At 70.5% G+C, this 15,823-nt stretch carries 13 protein-coding genes and 2 pseudogenes; 12 read left to right on the top strand and 3 right to left on the bottom strand.

Annotation, left to right across the window (positions count from 1 at the left end):
* Positions 1-125 precede the first annotated feature (125 nt).
* The 4 genes and pseudogenes from ABZS58_RS20505 to ABZS58_RS20490 form a co-directional block, all read left to right on the top strand.
* A pseudogene (locus tag ABZS58_RS20505) lies at positions 126-1,952 on the top strand (cellulase family glycosylhydrolase); the annotation flags it as partial.
* A complete protein-coding gene (locus tag ABZS58_RS20500; protein WP_354783666.1) occupies positions 1,926-2,441 on the top strand; it encodes a cellulose binding domain-containing protein in 516 nt (171 codons plus the stop codon). The pseudogene ABZS58_RS20505 and the gene ABZS58_RS20500, both read left to right, overlap by 27 nt.
* Before the next feature lie 134 nt (positions 2,442-2,575).
* On the top strand, positions 2,576-3,220 hold the full coding sequence (locus tag ABZS58_RS20495) for a fasciclin domain-containing protein (protein WP_354783610.1): 645 nt from the start codon (positions 2,576-2,578) through the stop codon (positions 3,218-3,220).
* A gap of 8 nt (positions 3,221-3,228) precedes the next feature.
* Positions 3,229-4,740, top strand: a complete 1,512-nt coding sequence (locus tag ABZS58_RS20490) for a molybdopterin-dependent oxidoreductase (protein ID WP_354783608.1) — start codon at positions 3,229-3,231, stop codon at positions 4,738-4,740.
* Here ABZS58_RS20490 and ricT read toward each other — a convergent pair.
* Positions 4,734-5,567, bottom strand: a complete 834-nt coding sequence (gene ricT, locus ABZS58_RS20485) for a regulatory iron-sulfur-containing complex subunit RicT (RefSeq protein WP_354783606.1) — start codon at positions 5,565-5,567, stop codon at positions 4,734-4,736. The genes ABZS58_RS20490 and ricT overlap by 7 nt on opposite strands.
* Before the next feature lie 238 nt (positions 5,568-5,805).
* Here ricT and ABZS58_RS20480 point away from each other — a divergent pair, with 238 nt between their 5' ends.
* A complete protein-coding gene (locus ABZS58_RS20480; protein ID WP_354783604.1) occupies positions 5,806-7,410 on the top strand; it encodes a hypothetical protein in 1,605 nt (534 codons plus the stop codon).
* Between the two features lie 262 nt (positions 7,411-7,672).
* Here the strand turns inward: ABZS58_RS20480 and ABZS58_RS20475 are convergent, their stop codons facing one another.
* Positions 7,673-7,915, bottom strand: a complete 243-nt coding sequence (locus tag ABZS58_RS20475; RefSeq protein ID WP_354783602.1) for a hypothetical protein — start codon at positions 7,913-7,915, stop codon at positions 7,673-7,675.
* A gap of 204 nt (positions 7,916-8,119) precedes the next feature.
* Here ABZS58_RS20475 and ABZS58_RS20470 point away from each other — a divergent pair, with 204 nt between their 5' ends.
* The 5 genes from ABZS58_RS20470 (at position 8,120) to ABZS58_RS20450 (ending at position 12,894) form a co-directional block, all read left to right on the top strand.
* Complete coding sequence (locus ABZS58_RS20470; RefSeq protein ID WP_354783600.1) at positions 8,120-8,509, top strand: winged helix-turn-helix domain-containing protein; 390 nt, start codon at positions 8,120-8,122, stop codon at positions 8,507-8,509.
* Between the two features lie 141 nt (positions 8,510-8,650).
* A complete protein-coding gene (locus tag ABZS58_RS20465) occupies positions 8,651-9,145 on the top strand; it encodes a MarR family transcriptional regulator (RefSeq protein ID WP_354783598.1) in 495 nt (164 codons plus the stop codon).
* Positions 9,142-10,707, top strand: coding sequence for an MDR family MFS transporter (locus tag ABZS58_RS20460; protein ID WP_354783596.1), 1,566 nt, complete (start codon positions 9,142-9,144; stop codon positions 10,705-10,707). The genes ABZS58_RS20465 and ABZS58_RS20460 overlap by 4 nt, the downstream gene beginning before the upstream one ends.
* Positions 10,708-10,801: 94 nt before the next feature.
* Positions 10,802-12,430, top strand: a complete 1,629-nt coding sequence (locus ABZS58_RS20455; protein WP_354783664.1) for a fatty acid--CoA ligase — start codon at positions 10,802-10,804, stop codon at positions 12,428-12,430.
* Positions 12,427-12,894, top strand: a complete 468-nt coding sequence (locus ABZS58_RS20450) for a hypothetical protein (protein WP_354783594.1) — start codon at positions 12,427-12,429, stop codon at positions 12,892-12,894. The genes ABZS58_RS20455 and ABZS58_RS20450 overlap by 4 nt, the downstream gene beginning before the upstream one ends.
* Here ABZS58_RS20450 and ABZS58_RS20445 read toward each other — a convergent pair.
* On the bottom strand, positions 12,891-13,880 hold the full coding sequence (locus ABZS58_RS20445; protein WP_354783592.1) for a Ku protein: 990 nt from the start codon (positions 13,878-13,880) through the stop codon (positions 12,891-12,893). The two genes, ABZS58_RS20450 and ABZS58_RS20445, sit on opposite strands and share 4 nt — an antisense overlap.
* 96 nt (positions 13,881-13,976) lie before the next feature.
* Between ABZS58_RS20445 and ligD (ABZS58_RS20440) the strand changes: the two genes are divergently transcribed.
* Both ligD (ABZS58_RS20440) and ligD (ABZS58_RS20435) read left to right on the top strand, forming a co-directional pair.
* Positions 13,977-14,918: a non-homologous end-joining DNA ligase gene (gene ligD / locus ABZS58_RS20440; RefSeq protein ID WP_354783590.1), complete on the top strand. Its 942-nt coding sequence runs from the start codon at positions 13,977-13,979 to the stop codon at positions 14,916-14,918.
* Positions 14,911-15,717 (top strand): annotated as a pseudogene (ligD, locus tag ABZS58_RS20435) (non-homologous end-joining DNA ligase); the annotation flags it as partial. The gene ligD (ABZS58_RS20440) and the pseudogene ligD (ABZS58_RS20435), both read left to right, overlap by 8 nt.
* Between the last annotated feature and the right edge of the window lie 106 nt (positions 15,718-15,823).

Below are 15,823 nucleotides of genomic sequence, written 5' to 3'. Positions count from 1 at the left end.
GTTCGCCATTGTTTCGCGGCGGTGTCGACATGCTTACGCTACCCGTCACCGGGAGCGCTCCCAGGTGCGCCGCCACCGCTTGGGAGCGCTCCCGGTTCTGGACCGCCATCTAGAAAGGGCTTCGCATGCGCCTCCACCGAAGGTTGCTGGCCGCCGTCGCGGCCGCGCTGCTGGTGCCTCTCGCGCCGTTCGTCTCGTCGGCTCCGGCCACCGCCGCGGACACCGCGGACTGGCTGCACACTTCCGGCAACAAGATCGTCGACAGTCAGGGCAACGAGGTCTGGCTGACCGGCACCAACTGGTTCGGCTTCAACGCCACCGAGCGGGTCTTCCACGGCCTGTGGAGCGGCAACATGACCGAGATCACCAGGTCGATGGCCGACCGCGGCATCAACATCGTCCGGGTGCCGATCTCGACCCAGCTGCTGCTGGAGTGGAAGGCCGGCCAGGCCGCCGTCCCCAGCGGCGTCAACACCTACGCCAACCCCGAGCTGGTCGGCAAGACCACGCTGCAGGTCTTCGACGCCTTCCTCGCGCTGTGCCAGCAGTTCGGCATCAAGGTGATGCTCGACGTGCACTCCGCCGAGGCCGACAACTCCGGGCACATCTACCCGGTGTGGTGGAAGGGCTCGATCACGTCCGAGCTGTTCTACCAGGCGTGGGAGTGGGTGATCGACCGGTACAAGACCAACGACACGCTGGTCGCGGCCGACATCAAGAACGAGCCGCACGGCAAGTGGTCGGAGTCGCCGCGGGCGAAGTGGGACAACTCCACCGACCAGGACAACTTCAAGAACACCTGCCAGGTCGCCGGCAACCGGATCCTCGCGAAGAACCCGAACATGCTCATCCTCTGCGAGGGCATCGAGATCTTCCCGAAGAACGGCACCAACTGGTCCTCCACCGCCGAGGCCGACTACTACGGCAACTGGTGGGGCGGCAACCTGCGCGGGGTCAAGAACTACCCGGTGAACCTGGGCAACCACATCGTCTACTCGCCGCACGACTACGGCCCGCTGGTCTACGAGCAGCCGTGGTTCTCCAAGCCGTTCGACAAGGCGTCGCTGACCACCGACGTGTGGCAGCCGAACTGGCTGTACATCCACACCGAGAACACCGCGCCGCTGCTCGTCGGTGAGTGGGGCGGCCGGCTCGGGCAGGACGCGCGTCAGGACAAGTGGATGTACGCCCTGCGCGACACCATCATCGAGAAGCGCATCAGCCAGACCTTCTGGGTGCTCAACCCCAACTCCGGCGACACCGGCGGCCTGCTGCTGGACGACTGGAAGACCTGGGACGAGGCCAAGTACGCGATGCTGAAGCCGGCGCTGTGGCAGTACCAGAACAAGTTCGTCGGCCTCGACCACACGGTCAAGCTCGGCGCCAACGGTCTGAGCCTCAACGACCGCTACGGCTCGGTCGCCGACACCACCGCGCCGACCGTGCCGGCCGGGCTGACCGTCGCCGGGACCACCGGCACCAGCGTCTCGCTGACCTGGACCGCGTCGACCGACAACAGCGGCACCGTCGCCGGATACGACATCTACCGCGGCGCCACCAAGGTCGGCACCTCGGCCACGGCGTCCTTCACGGACACCGGGCTGACCCCGAGCACCACCTACAGCTACACCGTGCGGGCCTTCGACGGGGCGGGCAACGTCTCCGCGGCCTCGGCCGCCCGCACCGCCACCACGACGAGCACGCCGGTCGACACCACGCCGCCGACGGTGCCGGGCGGGCTGACCGTCACCGGCACCACGACCAGCGGTGTCTCCCTGTCGTGGACCGCGTCGACCGACAACAGCGGCTCGGTCGCGGGCTACGACGTCTACCGGGGCGGCACCAAGGTCGGCACCGTCGCCGGGCTGACCTATGTCGACAGTGGCCTCGCGGCCGACACCACGTACAGCTACACCGTGCGGGCCGTGGACGCGGCCGGCAACGCCTCCGCACAGACCGCGGCGGTCACCGGCAGGACCGCGGCCAACCCGACCGGGGTGGTGCGGGTGCAGTACCGCAACAACAGCGTCCCGACCAACGACCAGGAGATCAAGCCCGGCCTCCAGGTCGTCAACGGCGGCAGCACGGCGCTCGCGCTGAACACCGTCGCGGTCCGCTACTACTTCACCCGCGACGGCGGCAGCTACGCCATCTGGTGCGACTGGGCCGTCGTCGGCTGCGGCAACCTCGCGACCCGGGTCGTGAACCTGCCGTCGGCGGTCAACGGTGCCGACGCGTACATCGAGGTCACCTTCACCGGTGGCAGCGTGGCGCCCGGCGGCAACAGCGGCGAGGTCCAGCTGCGGGTCAGCCGCACCGACTGGCAGCCGGTCAACGAGACCAACGACTACAGCCGCGGCGCGGGGACGTCCTTCGCGGACGCGACCACGGTGCCGGCCTTCATCGGCGGTTCTCTGGCCTGGGGCGTCGTCCCGGCCTGATGCTCCTGTTCGTGGACGGGTGGCGCGGTCTCCGCGTCACCCGTCCGGGCTCTGCCCTGAAACTCGCACCAATCCGAACACCCGGGGCGCTCCGAAGACATGGTGTACATCCGCTTACGAAGGGAAATATCACCATGCGCGCCTTCAAGCTCGTCGCCGTCGCCGCGGCGGCCGTGTTCGCCCTGTCGGCCACGGCCGCCTGCGGTTCCTCGTCCGACGACAAGGACACGGCCGCTCCGGCGATGACCACCGGAGCGGCGACCACCATGGCCGCGCCGAGCAGCGCCGCCCCCATGTCGGACGCGCCGTTCGGGGCGGGCTGTGCCGCGGTCCCGACCGACCCGGCCAACGCCGGCAGCTTCACCGCCATGGCCAAGGTGCCCGTCGGCACCGCCGCGGCCGGCAACCCGGTGCTGAAGACCCTCGTCACCGCGGCCAAGCAGGCCAACCTCGTCGACTCGCTCAACACCCTGCCGGCGGCCACCGTCTTCGCGCCGACCGACTCCGCGTTCGCGAAGATCCCGGCGGCGGACCTGCAGAAGGTCCTCGCCGACAACAAGACCCTCACCGGCATCCTCACCTACCACGTGGTGCCCGAGAAGCTCACCCCCGCGCAGCTCGCCGGCTCGCACAAGACCCTGCAGGGCACCGAGCTGGCGGTGACCGGCAGCGGCACCAGCTTCACCGTCAACGGCGCCTCGATGGTCATCTGCGGCAACGTCCAGACCGCCAACGCCATCGTGTACATCGTGGACACCGTCCTCATGCCGAAGGCCTGATCCTCGCGATGAAGCTTCGAGCCGCCCTCGCGGGCATTCTCGCCGCCGCCGCGGGGATCGCCACCGGTGAACTGTTCGCCGCGCTGGTCGTCCCCGCCGCGGGACCGGTCGTCGGAGTCGGGGGCGTCATCATCGACGCCACCCCGACCCCGGTGAAGGAGTGGGCGGTCCGCACCTTCGGCACCAACGACAAGCCGCTGCTGCTGACCGGCATCGCGGCCGGGCTGATCGTCTTCGCCGCGGTGGTGGGCGTGCTCGGAGCGCGCCGGCGGGTCTACGGACTCGCCGGCGCGGCGGTCCTCGGGGTGGCCGGCGCGCTCGCCGCCGCCAGCCGGCCCGCCGCCGGACCGCTCGACGGCCTGCCGTCCCTGCTCGGGGGCCTGGTCGCGGCCGGTGCACTGGTCCTGCTGCTGCGCACCCTGTCCGCCGCCGCGCCCGTCGCCGCCGCCACCGGGTTTGCCCGGCTCCTCGATCGGCGTCGCTTCCTCGGCACCGCCGCGGTCATCGCCGGCGGAGCGGCGGCCGCCGGTGGAGGGGCCGCCGCCCTGCACATCGCCGGGCGCAGCGCCGCCGACCGGTCCCGGGAGTCGATCAGGCTGCCCGCGCCCGCGTCGGCCGCCCCGCCGCTGCCCGGCGGCCTGGACGAGGGGTTCGTGACCGCGAACCGGGACTTCTACCGGGTCGACACCGCGCTCACCGTGCCCCGTGTCGATGCCGGCTCCTGGCGGCTCAAGATCAAGGGAATGGTCGGGCGGCCGGTCGAGCTGTCGTTCGACGACCTGCTGCGCCGGCCGCTGATCGAGCGGGACATCACGCTCAACTGCGTCTCCAACGAGGTCGGCGGGCCATACGTGGGGACGGCCCGCTGGCTGGGCGTACACCTGGCGGAACTGCTGCGCGAGGTCCGGCCCTCACCAGAGGCGGATCAGCTCGTCGCGCGGTCCGTGGAAGGCATGACGATCGGGACGCCGCTGTCCGTGGTGCTCGACGGGCGCGACGCCATGCTCTGCGTCGGCATGAACGGCGAGCCGCTCCCGCTCGACCACGGTTTCCCCGTGCGGATGCTCACCCCCGGCCTGTACGGCTACGCGGGCGCCTGCAAGTGGGTGACGGAGCTGGAACTGACGACGTTCGACGCGTACGACGCGTACTGGGTGGAGCGCGGCTGGGCCGCCCGCGGGCCGGTGAAGACGGCGTCACGGATCGACCGGCCACTGCCCTTCGCCCGGTTGTCCGCCGGTACGGTCCGCGTCGCCGGCGTCGCGTGGGCGCAGGGCCGTGGCATCGCCGCCGTGGAGGTGCAGGCCGACGACGGGCCGTGGCAGGCTGCCACGCTGCTGCCGTCGCCGACGAACGACACGTGGGTGCAGTGGCGCCTCGACTGGGCCGCCACGCGCGGCAGTCACCTGCTGAAGGTCCGGGCCACCGACAAGACGGGTGCGGTGCAGCCCGCCGAGCGGGTGACGCCGTTCCCGGACGGCGCGACCGGCTGGCACTCGGTGACCGTGACGGTTCAGTAGCGTTCTTCGTACGCCTGCCGGGAACCGCAGACCGAGGCGCGGCTGCACGAGCAGCGCGACCCGTCGGCGTCCATCCGCACGGTGACGGAGTCGCGCGGCACGCTGTGCCCGACGACGCGGCCCTCACCCGTCGGCGTGGACACGCGGGTGCCGACGGCCGGCGCGGTGGCCTGGAACTGCTGATACAGGGGATGCTCGTACTTGAGGCAGCACATCAACCGTCCGCAGGCGCCGGAGATGCGCAACGGATTGAGCGGCAGGTCCTGATCCTTCGCCATCCGGATGGTGACCGGCTCGAAGTCGTTGAGGAACGTGGCGCAGCACAGGTCGCGCCCGCACGAGCCGATGCCGCCCTGGACCCTGGCCGAGTCCCGCGCGGACAGCTGGCGCAGCTCCACGCGGCAGTGCAGCGTGGCGCCCAGATCCCGGACCAGCGAGCGGAAATCCACCCGATGGGGTGCGGTGAAATAGATCGTGGTCCGCGCGCCCTGACCGCCCGAGCCGTCCAGCACGTGGTCCACTGCGACGACCTTCATCGGCAGCTCGTGATCGCGGATCAGCTTCTTCGCGGCGACCTTGGCCTCGGCCTTGCGCTTGCGCAGCAGCTCGTCGCGGCGCAGGTCGTCGTCCGCTGCCATGGCGACCAGGCGCGGGAAGCCCTCGGTCTCCTCGCTGACCCACTGCGCGGCCCAGACGCACTCGGCCACCTCGGGGCCGTCGTCGGTCGGGATCAGCACCCGGTCGCCCACGCCCGGACGGAACTCGCCGGGGTCGAAATAGAACAGCCGCCCGTAGCGATTGAAGCTCACCGCGCACAGCATGCCCATGGCGCTCACAGTAACGCGGATCATTGGCAGTTCCATATGGCCTGCGGCTATCGCCCCCGAAAGTCCATTTTGGCTCTTTTGGGGGATACCGTAGCTATTCCAACTACTTCGTCGTTACTAGTGCGGATGAGCCCGCAAAAAGGGCCGTAACTCCGGCCGAGAAGGGCTCGTTGGGGGCAGCAGTGGCACGCCCCCCGGCGAGCTACCCCCGTACTCCCGGTCTCGGAGGACCTCAAGCATGACGTCTCCTGTTGCTTCCGCACGCCCGAAAACAGCCCGGACCTTCGCCGCCCTCGCCGCAACGGCGTTGGTCGGGGCGCTGAGCCCGGTCGCGTTGGCGGCACCCGCGGTGGCGGCACCGGCCGACGCGGCCTGCCCAGAGGGCTTCGGTGCCACCGCCGCCAGCAACACTCTCGCGCTCGGCCGTGTCGACCTGCGCGCCACCGGCCTGCCCGGCGTTGTCCTGCCCGAACTCCGTATCGCCACCACCCACTCCGGCCTCGCCGGGGGCGACCTGCGCGCCGCCGCCGACGCCCGCTACCTGCGCAGCAGCGGCGACCTGCCGGCCGGGGTGCTCGGGCCCAGGGCGTATCAGGAAGCGCCGCCGACGCACAGCGGGCCCGACGTCGTGAACGTGGCCGGCGTCGACCTGGGCGCGCTGCGGCTGGGCACCGGCGGCCTGCGCGCCCAGGCGTCGTGGAACAACGCCCGCCGCTGCACCACCGCTGACGGCCCGCGCGCCGCCTCGGAGGCGAAGCTCGCCGGGATCACCGTCCTGCCGGGCCGCAACGGGCGCGCCCTGCTGCGCATCAACGCCGTCGAGAGCGCCACCGTCACCGGCGTCGGCGAGGCCGGCGGCCGCCCCGCCGCGGTCTCCACCGCGACCGGCGGGATCGCCGACTTCAAGCTCCTCGACAACGGGCCCACCGCGATCGGCGTACGGGTCGTCAGCCAGCCGACGCTGCGCGCTCTCGCCGGCACCAGGAAGACGGTCGACTACACCGCTCCCGTCCTCGAGATCACCGTCCCCGGCCAGGCGCCGATCCGGGTCTCCTCGGCCGGCTCCCACGTGGACGTGGTCGTGCCCCTCAACGCCGGGAGCCTGGAGGCCGCCACCGACCTGGCCCGCACCGAGAACCTCCCGCTGCTGGGCGGCCTGCCGCTGCTCGACCTGCTGACCGGCATCACCAGCGCGGTCTCGGGCGTCGTCGGCGGCGCCACGGCGATCCTGCCCGGTGCGGACCTCAACAGCCTGCTCGGCGGCCTGCCCGGCCTGCCGGCGGTCGGCGGTCTGCTCGGCACCGGCTCTGGTGCTGCCGCCGCCCCGCCTGCCGCCGAGAGCACCGCTGCCTCGTCCAAGGGCGGGGTCGTGGTCCTGCGGGTCGAACTGGGCACGGTCGAGAAGCAGTTCAGCTCCACCGGCGTCTACGCCAAGGCCGCCTCGGTCCGCGTCAAACTGATTTCCCGCAACACCTGGAAGTCCACCGGCGGCTACGGCCATGGCGACTCGGGCCCCGCCGACAAGACCTCCCTCATCGACCTGGGCATCTGCACCCTCGAAACGGCAGCGGCCGCCCCGAATGCCCCCGCCGGCCCCGGTGCCACCACCGGCCCGGACGACGACGGCGGCTACGGCCCGGACGACGACGATGACGACGACGGTTACGGCGGTCACGACGGTGGCGGCACGGGCGGCACGGGCGGCACCGGCGGCAACGGCGGCCAGGCCGGCGGTGGCCTCCCGGTGACCGGCAGCAACGTGGCCCTGATGCTCGGCGGCGGCGTCCTCCTCGTCGTCGGCGGCCGCCTCCTGCAGATCCTGGCCCGCCGCAGAGCTGCCTGAAGGCTGTTACCCGCTGTTACCCGCTGTTACCCGCCTGTCGCCTTCGGCGATAGCTCGCTGCCCCACGCTCCGCGCGGGTCCCGCCGGGGGATTCTCACCCCGGACCCCCAATGCGCCGCTGCGCGGCGCACTGCCTGCTTGCGCGGCAGGCTCACACGCATGCGCGTGGCATCACCGTGGCCCCCGCCGCGCTTCCCCGTGATCCGGAAGACTTTTTGCTGCTCTGGCGGCAAAAGTCTTCCGGATCATGGGGTTTTCGCGGTCAGGCGGCGAGGGCGGGGGTGCGGAGGTCGCGGAGGGCGGTGGCGTACTCGGCGGCGGCGGTGGCCACGCGTTCCGCGCCGAGGATGGCCTGCTCCCAGGTGCCGCAGAGGCCGGAGCCGAACTCGATCTGCACGTCGCCGTCGTCGACCAGGAGGATCAGGTCGCCTTCGTCTTCGGTGAGGACGGTGCGGATGGCGCGGAGGTCGAGGGTGACGATGGGGAAGAGGTTGTCGTCGTCCATGGCTGTCTCCCGTCGGTCTGTGCGGCGGATGGGGGTGGGGTGCGGCGCCGCGCGGCTCGCAGCGTCGTGGGACGGCGCCGCACCCCTGATTTGGGTGGCGCGAAACCGAACCGCCCAGCCCGGTCCCGCGCCTGGCAATACTATAGGTCAGTAGCCATAAGGCCACAATAGGCGCTGCCGATAGACATTCATATGGTCGCGGTCATGATCTCCCGGAGCTCGGGCCTGGCGCTCTATCTGCAGGTCGCGGATGCGATACGGCAGAAGATCATCAGCGGTGAGATGGCTCCGGGGAGCCTGTTGCCCTCGGAGAAGTATCTGGCCGAGGAGTATGACGTCGGCCGGGACACGATCCGGGACGCCATGCAGTATCTGCGCGGCGAGGGGCTCGTGGAGAGCAAGCGGGGTTACCGCAGCCGCATCCGGGCGGCCGTCCAGCGTGAGCGGGTCTGGCTGCACGAGGGCGAGATCGTGTGGGCCCGCATGCCCACCCCGCAGGAGAAGAAGGAATACGGCCTCGGCGACGGGGTGCCAGTCCTGGTGGTCGGGGACAAGGCGTATCCCGCCGACCGCTTCGAGTTCAGCCGCGAATAAGGAAAAGGCGCGAACAAGGACAAAGGCGCGAATAAGGAAAAAGCGCCGTAACGCGGATCACCCGTTATTGAGTTGGTGAACGTCGCTCTGTGAACCGATGCTTGTGGCAAGCAAGTATCGGGCAGCGCAGGGATGTGGATCGTGGACGACACCAGCGAGCACGCCGCCATCGGGCGGCAGGTCGGGCGGTTCATCCGTCTGTCGGAGCGGTTGTTCGCCACACTGAAGTGGAGTGACGCGGGCCGTGGGCTCGAGCGCCCCGCGTATGTGCTGCTGAGCCGGATCGCGGTCGACGGGCCGTTCCGGATGTCGGCGCTCGCCACCGACGTCGCGCTGGACCTGTCCACGGTCAGCCGGCAGGTCGGGGCCCTGGAGACCGCGGGGCTGGTGCGCCGTGCGACCGATCCCACCGACCGCAGGGCCAGCCTGATCGAGGTCACCGAGGTCGGCCGGGACGTGTTCGAGGAGAACCGGGCCCGCTGGCTGGCCATATGGCAGGACCTGCTGGCCGGGTGGACGCCCGAGGAGCGCCAGATCTTCGCCGCCCTCTTTACGCAACTCAACCAGACGCTTGCCGAAAAGCTGCCGGGAACGGGAGCGGAAAAGTCAGAAAGCACCGAGAGGAACGCCCGATGACCACCGTCGTGCCGCCGGAACACGCCCGGCCGCAACTCGCCCACCGGCAGATCATGCTGCTGATGGGCGGCCTGATGACCGGGATGCTGCTGGCCGCGCTCGACCAGACCATCGTGGGCACCGCCCTGCCGACCATCGTCGGCGAGCTCGGCGGCCTCGATCATTACTCGTGGGTCGTCACGGCGTACCTGCTCGCCTCGACCGCCTCGACCCCGCTGTACGGCAAGATCAGCGACCTGTACGGGCGCCGCCCGGTCCTCCTGTTCGCCATCTCGACGTTCCTGGTCGGCTCGCTGCTGGCCGGCATGTCGCAGGACATGACCCAGCTGATCGCGACCCGCGCGCTGCAGGGCATCGGCGCCGGCGGTCTCATGACGCTCGCGTTCACGATCGTGTCCGACGTCGTCGCGCCGCGGGAGCGGGCCCGCTACCAGGGCCTCTTCGGTGCCGTGTTCGGCATCTCGTCGGTCGCCGGGCCGCTCGTCGGCGGGTATTTCGCCGAGACCGACTGGCGCTGGATCTTCTACATCAACGTGCCGCTGGGTGTCTTCGCCCTGTACGTCTGCAGCCGGGTCCTCCGGCTCGTCCCGCACACCCGGCGGGACCACAGGATCGACTACCTGGGCGCGACGCTCATGGTCGCGGCGGTCAGCGCTTGGCTGCTCGCGCTGTCGTGGGGCGGCAACGAATACGCGTGGGGCTCGGCGACCATCCTCGGCCTGCTCGCCGCGGGTGCGGTGCTGACCGGGCTGTTCATCGTCGCCGAAAGCCGCGCCGAGGAGCCGATCCTGCCGCTGCGCCTGTTCAAGCGGGCGACGTTCTCCCTGGCCAACACCGCGACGTTCATCCTCGGCTTCGCGATGTTCGGCTCGATCATCTACGTCCCGCTGTACCTGCAGATCGTCAAGGGCGCCTCGCCGACCCGCTCGGGCCTGCTGATGCTGCCGATGATGGCGGGCGTCATCGTGACCTCGATCGTCGCCGGACGGGTCATCAGCAGGCTCGGCCGGTACAAGTGGTTCCCGGTCGCCGGCACCGTGATCATGGGCTCGGGTCTGCTGCTGTTCACGACGCTGCAGGTCGACACGCCGCTGTGGCAGGCGTTCATCTACATGACCGTGATCGGCGTCGGGCTCGGCATGGCGATGCAGCCGCTCATCCTCGCCGTGCAGAACGCGCTCGACCTTCGTGACATGGGCGCCGGCACCAGTGCCGCGACGTTCTTCCGCTCGCTGGGCGGCTCGGTCGGCGTCGCCGCGCTCGGTGCGGTCATGAACAGCAAGCTGTCGGCGCAGATGAGCGACAGCGGCATGAAGGGCGTGTCGATCAACGCGCCCGCCGAGGTCCGCAAGCTGCCGCCACAGGTTCTCGACGCGGTCGAGCACGTGTTCGTCAACGCGCTGCACCCGGTGTTCCTCGCCGCGGCGATCGTCGCCTTCGTCGGCACCGTGATCACCGTCGCGCTGCCGGACAAGCCCCTGCAGGGCGCGGCGACCACCCCCGAAAAGGTCAGCGAAGAAGACGCGGCCGCCGAGATGGAAGCCAAGGCCGCGGCGTTCTAGCAACGCACAGGAACCCCGGAGCTACTCACCAGTAGCTCCGGGGTTCCGTTGTGAGCCAGCGCACATTAGCGTGCAGTGCATGCGCAGCACGATGATGCAGACACCCCTCCTGATCTCCCGAATTCTGCGGCACGGGGCCACCGTCCACGGCGACTCCGAGGTGGTCACCTGGACCGGCGGCGAAGACGGGGCGAGACATACCTCATATGCGGAGGTCGGCCGCCAGGCCGCCCGCCTCGCCCACGCCCTCCGCGACGACCTCGGCGTCACCGGCGACGAGCGCGTCGGCACGCTGATGTGGAACAACGCCGAGCACCTCATCGCCTACCTGGCGGTGCCGAGCATGGGCGCCGTGCTGCACACGCTCAACCTGCGGCTCTTCCCCGAGCAGCTCATCTACATCGCCAACCACGCCGAGGACCGGGTCGTCATCGTCGACTCGACGCTGATCCCGCTGCTGGCCGGCGTCCTGCCGCACCTGACGACGATCCGGCACATCGTCGTCGTCGGCGACGGCGACGTCTCGAAGCTCGCCAAGGACGGCGTCGAGGTGCACCGCTGGGCCACTCTCCTCGAAGGCAGGTCCGACCTGTACGACTGGCCGGCCGTCGACGAGAACGACGCGGCGGCGCTGTGTTACACCAGCGGCACCACCGGCAACCCGAAGGGCGTCGCCTACTCGCACCGCTCCATCTACCTCCACTCGATGGAGGTCTGCATGGCGGAGAGCTTCGGCCTCGGGCCCAAGGTCCGTGACCTGTGCATCGTGCCGATGTTCCACGCGATGGCGTGGGGCCTGCCGTACGCGGCGCTGATGAGCGGCGCGTCGCTGATCATGCCGGACCGCTTCCTGCAGGCGGCGCCGCTCGCGCAGATGATCGCCGTGGAGAGGCCGACGTTCGCCGGGGCCGTGCCGACGATCTTCACCGATCTGCTCGCGTACCTGGACGCCAACCCGACCGACACGTCCTCGCTGAAGGAGGTCGTCATCGGCGGCTCGGCCTGCCCGCCGGCGCTGATGCACGCGTTCTCCGAGCGGCACGGCATCGAGGTCATCCACGCCTGGGGCATGACGGAGATGTCGCCGCTGGGCTCGGTCGCCCGGGAGCCCTCCGGCGTCGACGGGCCGGAGGCGTGGGCATACCGGTACACCCAGGGCCGCATCCCCGCGGGCGTCGAGGGCCGCATCGTCGGGCCCGCCGGAGAGGTCATGCCGAGCGACGGCAAGGCCGTGGGGGAGCTGCAGGTCCGCGGGCCGTGGATCACCGCGCAGTACATCGGCGAGGACGGGCCGGACCCCGACAAGTTCGAGGACGGCTGGCTGCGCACCGGCGACGTCGGCACGCTGTCGCCCAACGGGTACCTCACCCTCACCGACCGCGCCAAGGACGTGATCAAGTCCGGCGGCGAGTGGATCAGCAGCGTCGACCTCGAGAACGCGCTCATGGCACACCCGGCCGTCCTTGAGGCGTGTGTCGTGGGTGTACCGGACGACAAGTGGGGCGAGCGGCCCCTGGCCACGATCGTGCTCAAGGAGGGGCACAGCGCCGACGCCGGGACGCTGCGCGAGTTCCTCGGCGACAAGGTGGCCAGGTGGCAGCTGCCCGAGCGGTGGTCGTTCATCGAGGCCGTGCCGAAGACCAGCGTCGGCAAGTTCGACAAGAAGCGCGTCCGCGCCGACTATGCGGGCGGTGGCCTCGAGGTGGTACAGATCAACGGGTGAACCGGACGGCGAAGATCGCGCTCATCGTCACTGGTGTGGTCCTCGCCTGCGTCATCGCTTCCTGTGGTGTGGTCCTGGCACTGCGTGACTGGGTGCCGGGACTCGCCGGGTGCGAGGACGTCGACACGCCGACGAAGACGGCGGTCATCACCACGAAGACCCGCATCGAGCAGCAGTGGCCGCAGCTCGCCCCGATCCAGCAGGTGCACTGGCAGGAGCACGAGGCCCGGGCGCGGTCCTGCCCGGAGATCGGCCCGATGGACTACACGATGGACGGTTTCGCCGTGCTGACCCCGGAGCGGGCCGGAGCACTGCCGGCGACCGTCGCGGCGGCGGCTCCGGAGGTGCCGGACGACCTCCGCCCATTCGCACCGGCCGCCCCGTCCTGGCTCCGGGTGGACGGCACCGACCTGCTCCTGGACAAGGCGTCCGCGACGGTCTATTTCACCCGCACCACCGACTAGGCGGACTTCCTCGCCTTCGCCGGAGTGGCCTTCTTCGCGGGCGTCGCCTTGTTCGGCGCGGTCGCCTTCTTCGCGGGCGTGGCCTTCTTGGCGACGGTGCGCTTGATCGGCGTCGCCTCGGCGACCTCGTCGTCGCTGTCCCCGGCCGCGGCGGTCTTCTTCGCCGCCGTCTTCTTCGCGGCGGAAGCGGCGGCCGGCGCGGACTCGCCGCGGGCGGCCTTCGCCCGCTCGACCGACGCGCGCAGCGCCGCCATCAGGTCGACCGCCGCGGCCGGCGCCTCCTCGGCCTCCTCCGGCTGCACGACCTCCCGGCCGGCCGCCTTCGCGTCGATGACCTCCTGCAACGCCTCGCGGTAGTTGTCGGTGTAGGTCGAGGGGTCGAAGTCGGCCGCCATCGACTCGATCAGCGAGCCGGCCATCGCCAGCTCCGCCGGGCGCGCAGACACGTCCTCGTCGAGGATGTCGAACTTCGCCGCCCGGATCTCGTCGGGCCACAGCATCGTGTTGAGGACCAGCACCTCTTCGCGGACCCGCAGCGTCGCGAGCTGCTCGCGCTGCCGCAGCGCCACCTTCACGATCGCGACCCGCTCCGTGTTGGTGAGCGCGTCGCGCAGCAGCGCGTAGGGCTTCGCGGCCGTCTTGTCCGGCTCCAGGTAGTACGCCTTGTTGTAGAGGATCGGGTCGACCTGCTCGGCGGGCACGAACTCCAGGACCTCGATCGCCCGGCTGGTCGTCAGCGGCAGGTCGGCGAAGTCGTCGTCGGTGAGGATCACCATTTCGCCGCCGCCCAGGTCGTACCCCTTGGCGATGTCGTCATAAGCGACCTCTTCGCCGTCGATGGAGCAGACCCGCTTGTATTTGATCCGTCCGCCATCGTCGCGGTGGACCTGGTTGAAGCGGATGTCCTTCTCCTCCGTCGCCGAATACAGGCGGACGGCGATCGACACGAGCCCGAAGGAGACCGCGCCTTTCCAGATCGCGCGCATGGGGATCCCCTTCCACAGCGTGTTGACCTCTAAGTACCAGCTTCGCATCGAATCGACCCGCACGCGAGGAACTCCGCGGCGAACTATCGTGGGGTGATGGGGACCGGCCCGCCGGCACCGATGCTCGCCTCGACCGGCCCGCTACCGTCCGGGCCGGGCTGGTCGTATGAGTTCAAGTGGGACGGCATCCGGGCGATCGCCGTCATCAGCGCCGGCGCGACCCGCTTCTACGCGCGCAGCGGCGTCGAGGTGACCGCCGCCTATCCCGAGCTCGCCGCGATCGGCGAGGGCCTCGACGACACCGTCCTCGACGGCGAGGTCGTCACCCTGGACGAGGCCGGGCGACCCTCGTTTCAGCTGCTCGCCGAGCGGATGCACGTGCGTGAGCCGAGACTCGCCGCCCGCCTGGCGCTCACCCTGCCGGTCTCGTATCTGGCGTTCGACGTGCTGCGCGCCGCGGGCCGGGACGTGGTCGCCTCGTCGTACACCAGCCGCAGAGACATCCTCGAAGCGCTGTCCCTGGGGCCTCGGGCCGTCATCCCGCCGTGCTTCGACGACGGGCCGGCGACCGTCGCCGCCAGCCGCGACAACGCGCTCGAAGGGGTCGTCGCGAAGCGGGCCGGCTCGCACTACCTGCCCGGTCTGCGCTCGCCCGACTGGGTGAAGGTCAAGCTCGAGGAGAGCTGCGAGTTCGTCGTCGGCGGCTGGCGGCCCGGCAAACGCGCCCTCGGCGCGCTGCTGGTCGGCGTCCCCGCCGGCGTCCCGGGTGGCGGGCTGGCGTTTCGCGGCCGGGTCGGCGGCGGGATCTCCAACGCGTCCGAGAAGGCGCTGCTGGACGCGCTGCGCGACCTGCCGACCCCGCGGTCGCCCTTCGCCGGCACCGTGCCCCGCGAGGACGCCCGCGGCGCGATCTGGGTCGAGCCGACGCTGGTCATCGAGGTGAAGTTCAGCCACCGCACGCGCGACGGGCGGCTGCGCTTCCCGCGGTTCCTGCGCATGCGCCCCGACCTGACCGCATCGGACGTCCACGATGGCTGACAAGATCCGCGTCGAGGTCGAGGGCCGGCACCTCGACCTGACCAACCTCGACAAGGTGCTGTATCCGCAGGTCGGCTTCACCAAGGGCGAGATCATCGACTACTACACCCGGATCTCGCCGGTGCTCCTGCCGCATCTGCGGGGCCGGCCGCTCACCCGGATCCGCTACCCGAACGGCGTCGAGGGCAACAGCTTCTTCGAGAAGAACGCGCCCGCCGGGACGCCCGACTGGGTCCGCACGGTCACGCTGCCGGTGCCGGGCTCCAGCCGCGGCCGGGAGACGCTCGACTTCATCGTGGTCGAGGAGCTCGCGACGCTGGTGTGGCTGGCGAACCTCGCGGCGCTGGAGCTGCACACGCCGCAGTGGCGGATCTCCCCCTCCGGCGAGCCGCTCAACCCCGACCTGCTGGTGATCGACCTCGATCCCGGCCCGCCGGCCGCGCTTCCGGCGTGTTTCGAGGTGGCGCTCCTGGTCCGGGACCGGCTCGCGGACGACGGGCTGGAGACGGTCGCGAAGACCTCCGGTCGCAAGGGGATGCAGCTGACCGCGGAGCTGTCCGGCGACGAGACGGCCGACGAGATCAGCGCGTACGTGAAGGACGTCGCCGACGGGCTCTCCCGTCGGCGACCGGAGCTGATCGTGTCGCGGATGGCCCGCCAGCTGCGGCCGGGCAAGGTCTTCATCGACTGGAGTCAGAACAACGCGTTCAAGACGACGGTGGCGCCGTACTCGCTGCGGGCCGGCGCGATGCCCACGGTGTCCGCGCCGCTGACCTGGGACGAGGTCGCCGAAGGCGCGATCACCATCGCCGACCTCACCCCGTCGGTCGTCCTGTCCCGCATCTGACTCGCCGTTCCGTGATCTTTTGATCGTCAGGGCGACAAACAGTCCTCACAGATCATGA

Origin of the sequence: Dactylosporangium sp. NPDC005555 (genome assembly GCF_040605635.1) — a bacterium.
Classification (GTDB): Bacteria; Actinomycetota; Actinomycetes; order Mycobacteriales; family Micromonosporaceae; genus Dactylosporangium.
This window is presented reverse-complemented; position numbering and strand designations above follow the sequence as displayed.

What these genes read in the sequence shown, in the direction of transcription:
- ABZS58_RS20495 (WP_354783610.1), top strand. Translation starts at nt 2,576, where the DNA reads ATGCGCGCCTTCAAGCTCGTCGCCGTCGCCGCGGCGGCCGTGTTCGCC.
- ABZS58_RS20490 (WP_354783608.1), top strand. Translation starts at nt 3,229, where the DNA reads ATGAAGCTTCGAGCCGCCCTCGCGGGCATTCTCGCCGCCGCCGCGGGG.
- ricT (WP_354783606.1), bottom strand. Translation starts at nt 5,567, where the DNA reads ATGGGCATGCTGTGCGCGGTGAGCTTCAATCGCTACGGGCGGCTGTTC.
- ABZS58_RS20480 (WP_354783604.1), top strand. Translation starts at nt 5,806, where the DNA reads ATGACGTCTCCTGTTGCTTCCGCACGCCCGAAAACAGCCCGGACCTTC.
- ABZS58_RS20475 (WP_354783602.1), bottom strand. Translation starts at nt 7,915, where the DNA reads ATGGACGACGACAACCTCTTCCCCATCGTCACCCTCGACCTCCGCGCC.
- ABZS58_RS20470 (WP_354783600.1), top strand. Translation starts at nt 8,120, where the DNA reads ATGATCTCCCGGAGCTCGGGCCTGGCGCTCTATCTGCAGGTCGCGGAT.
- ABZS58_RS20460 (WP_354783596.1), top strand. Translation starts at nt 9,142, where the DNA reads ATGACCACCGTCGTGCCGCCGGAACACGCCCGGCCGCAACTCGCCCAC.
- ABZS58_RS20455 (WP_354783664.1), top strand. Translation starts at nt 10,802, where the DNA reads ATGCAGACACCCCTCCTGATCTCCCGAATTCTGCGGCACGGGGCCACC.
- ABZS58_RS20445 (WP_354783592.1), bottom strand. Translation starts at nt 13,880, where the DNA reads ATGCGCGCGATCTGGAAAGGCGCGGTCTCCTTCGGGCTCGTGTCGATC.
- ligD (WP_354783590.1), top strand. Translation starts at nt 13,977, where the DNA reads ATGGGGACCGGCCCGCCGGCACCGATGCTCGCCTCGACCGGCCCGCTA.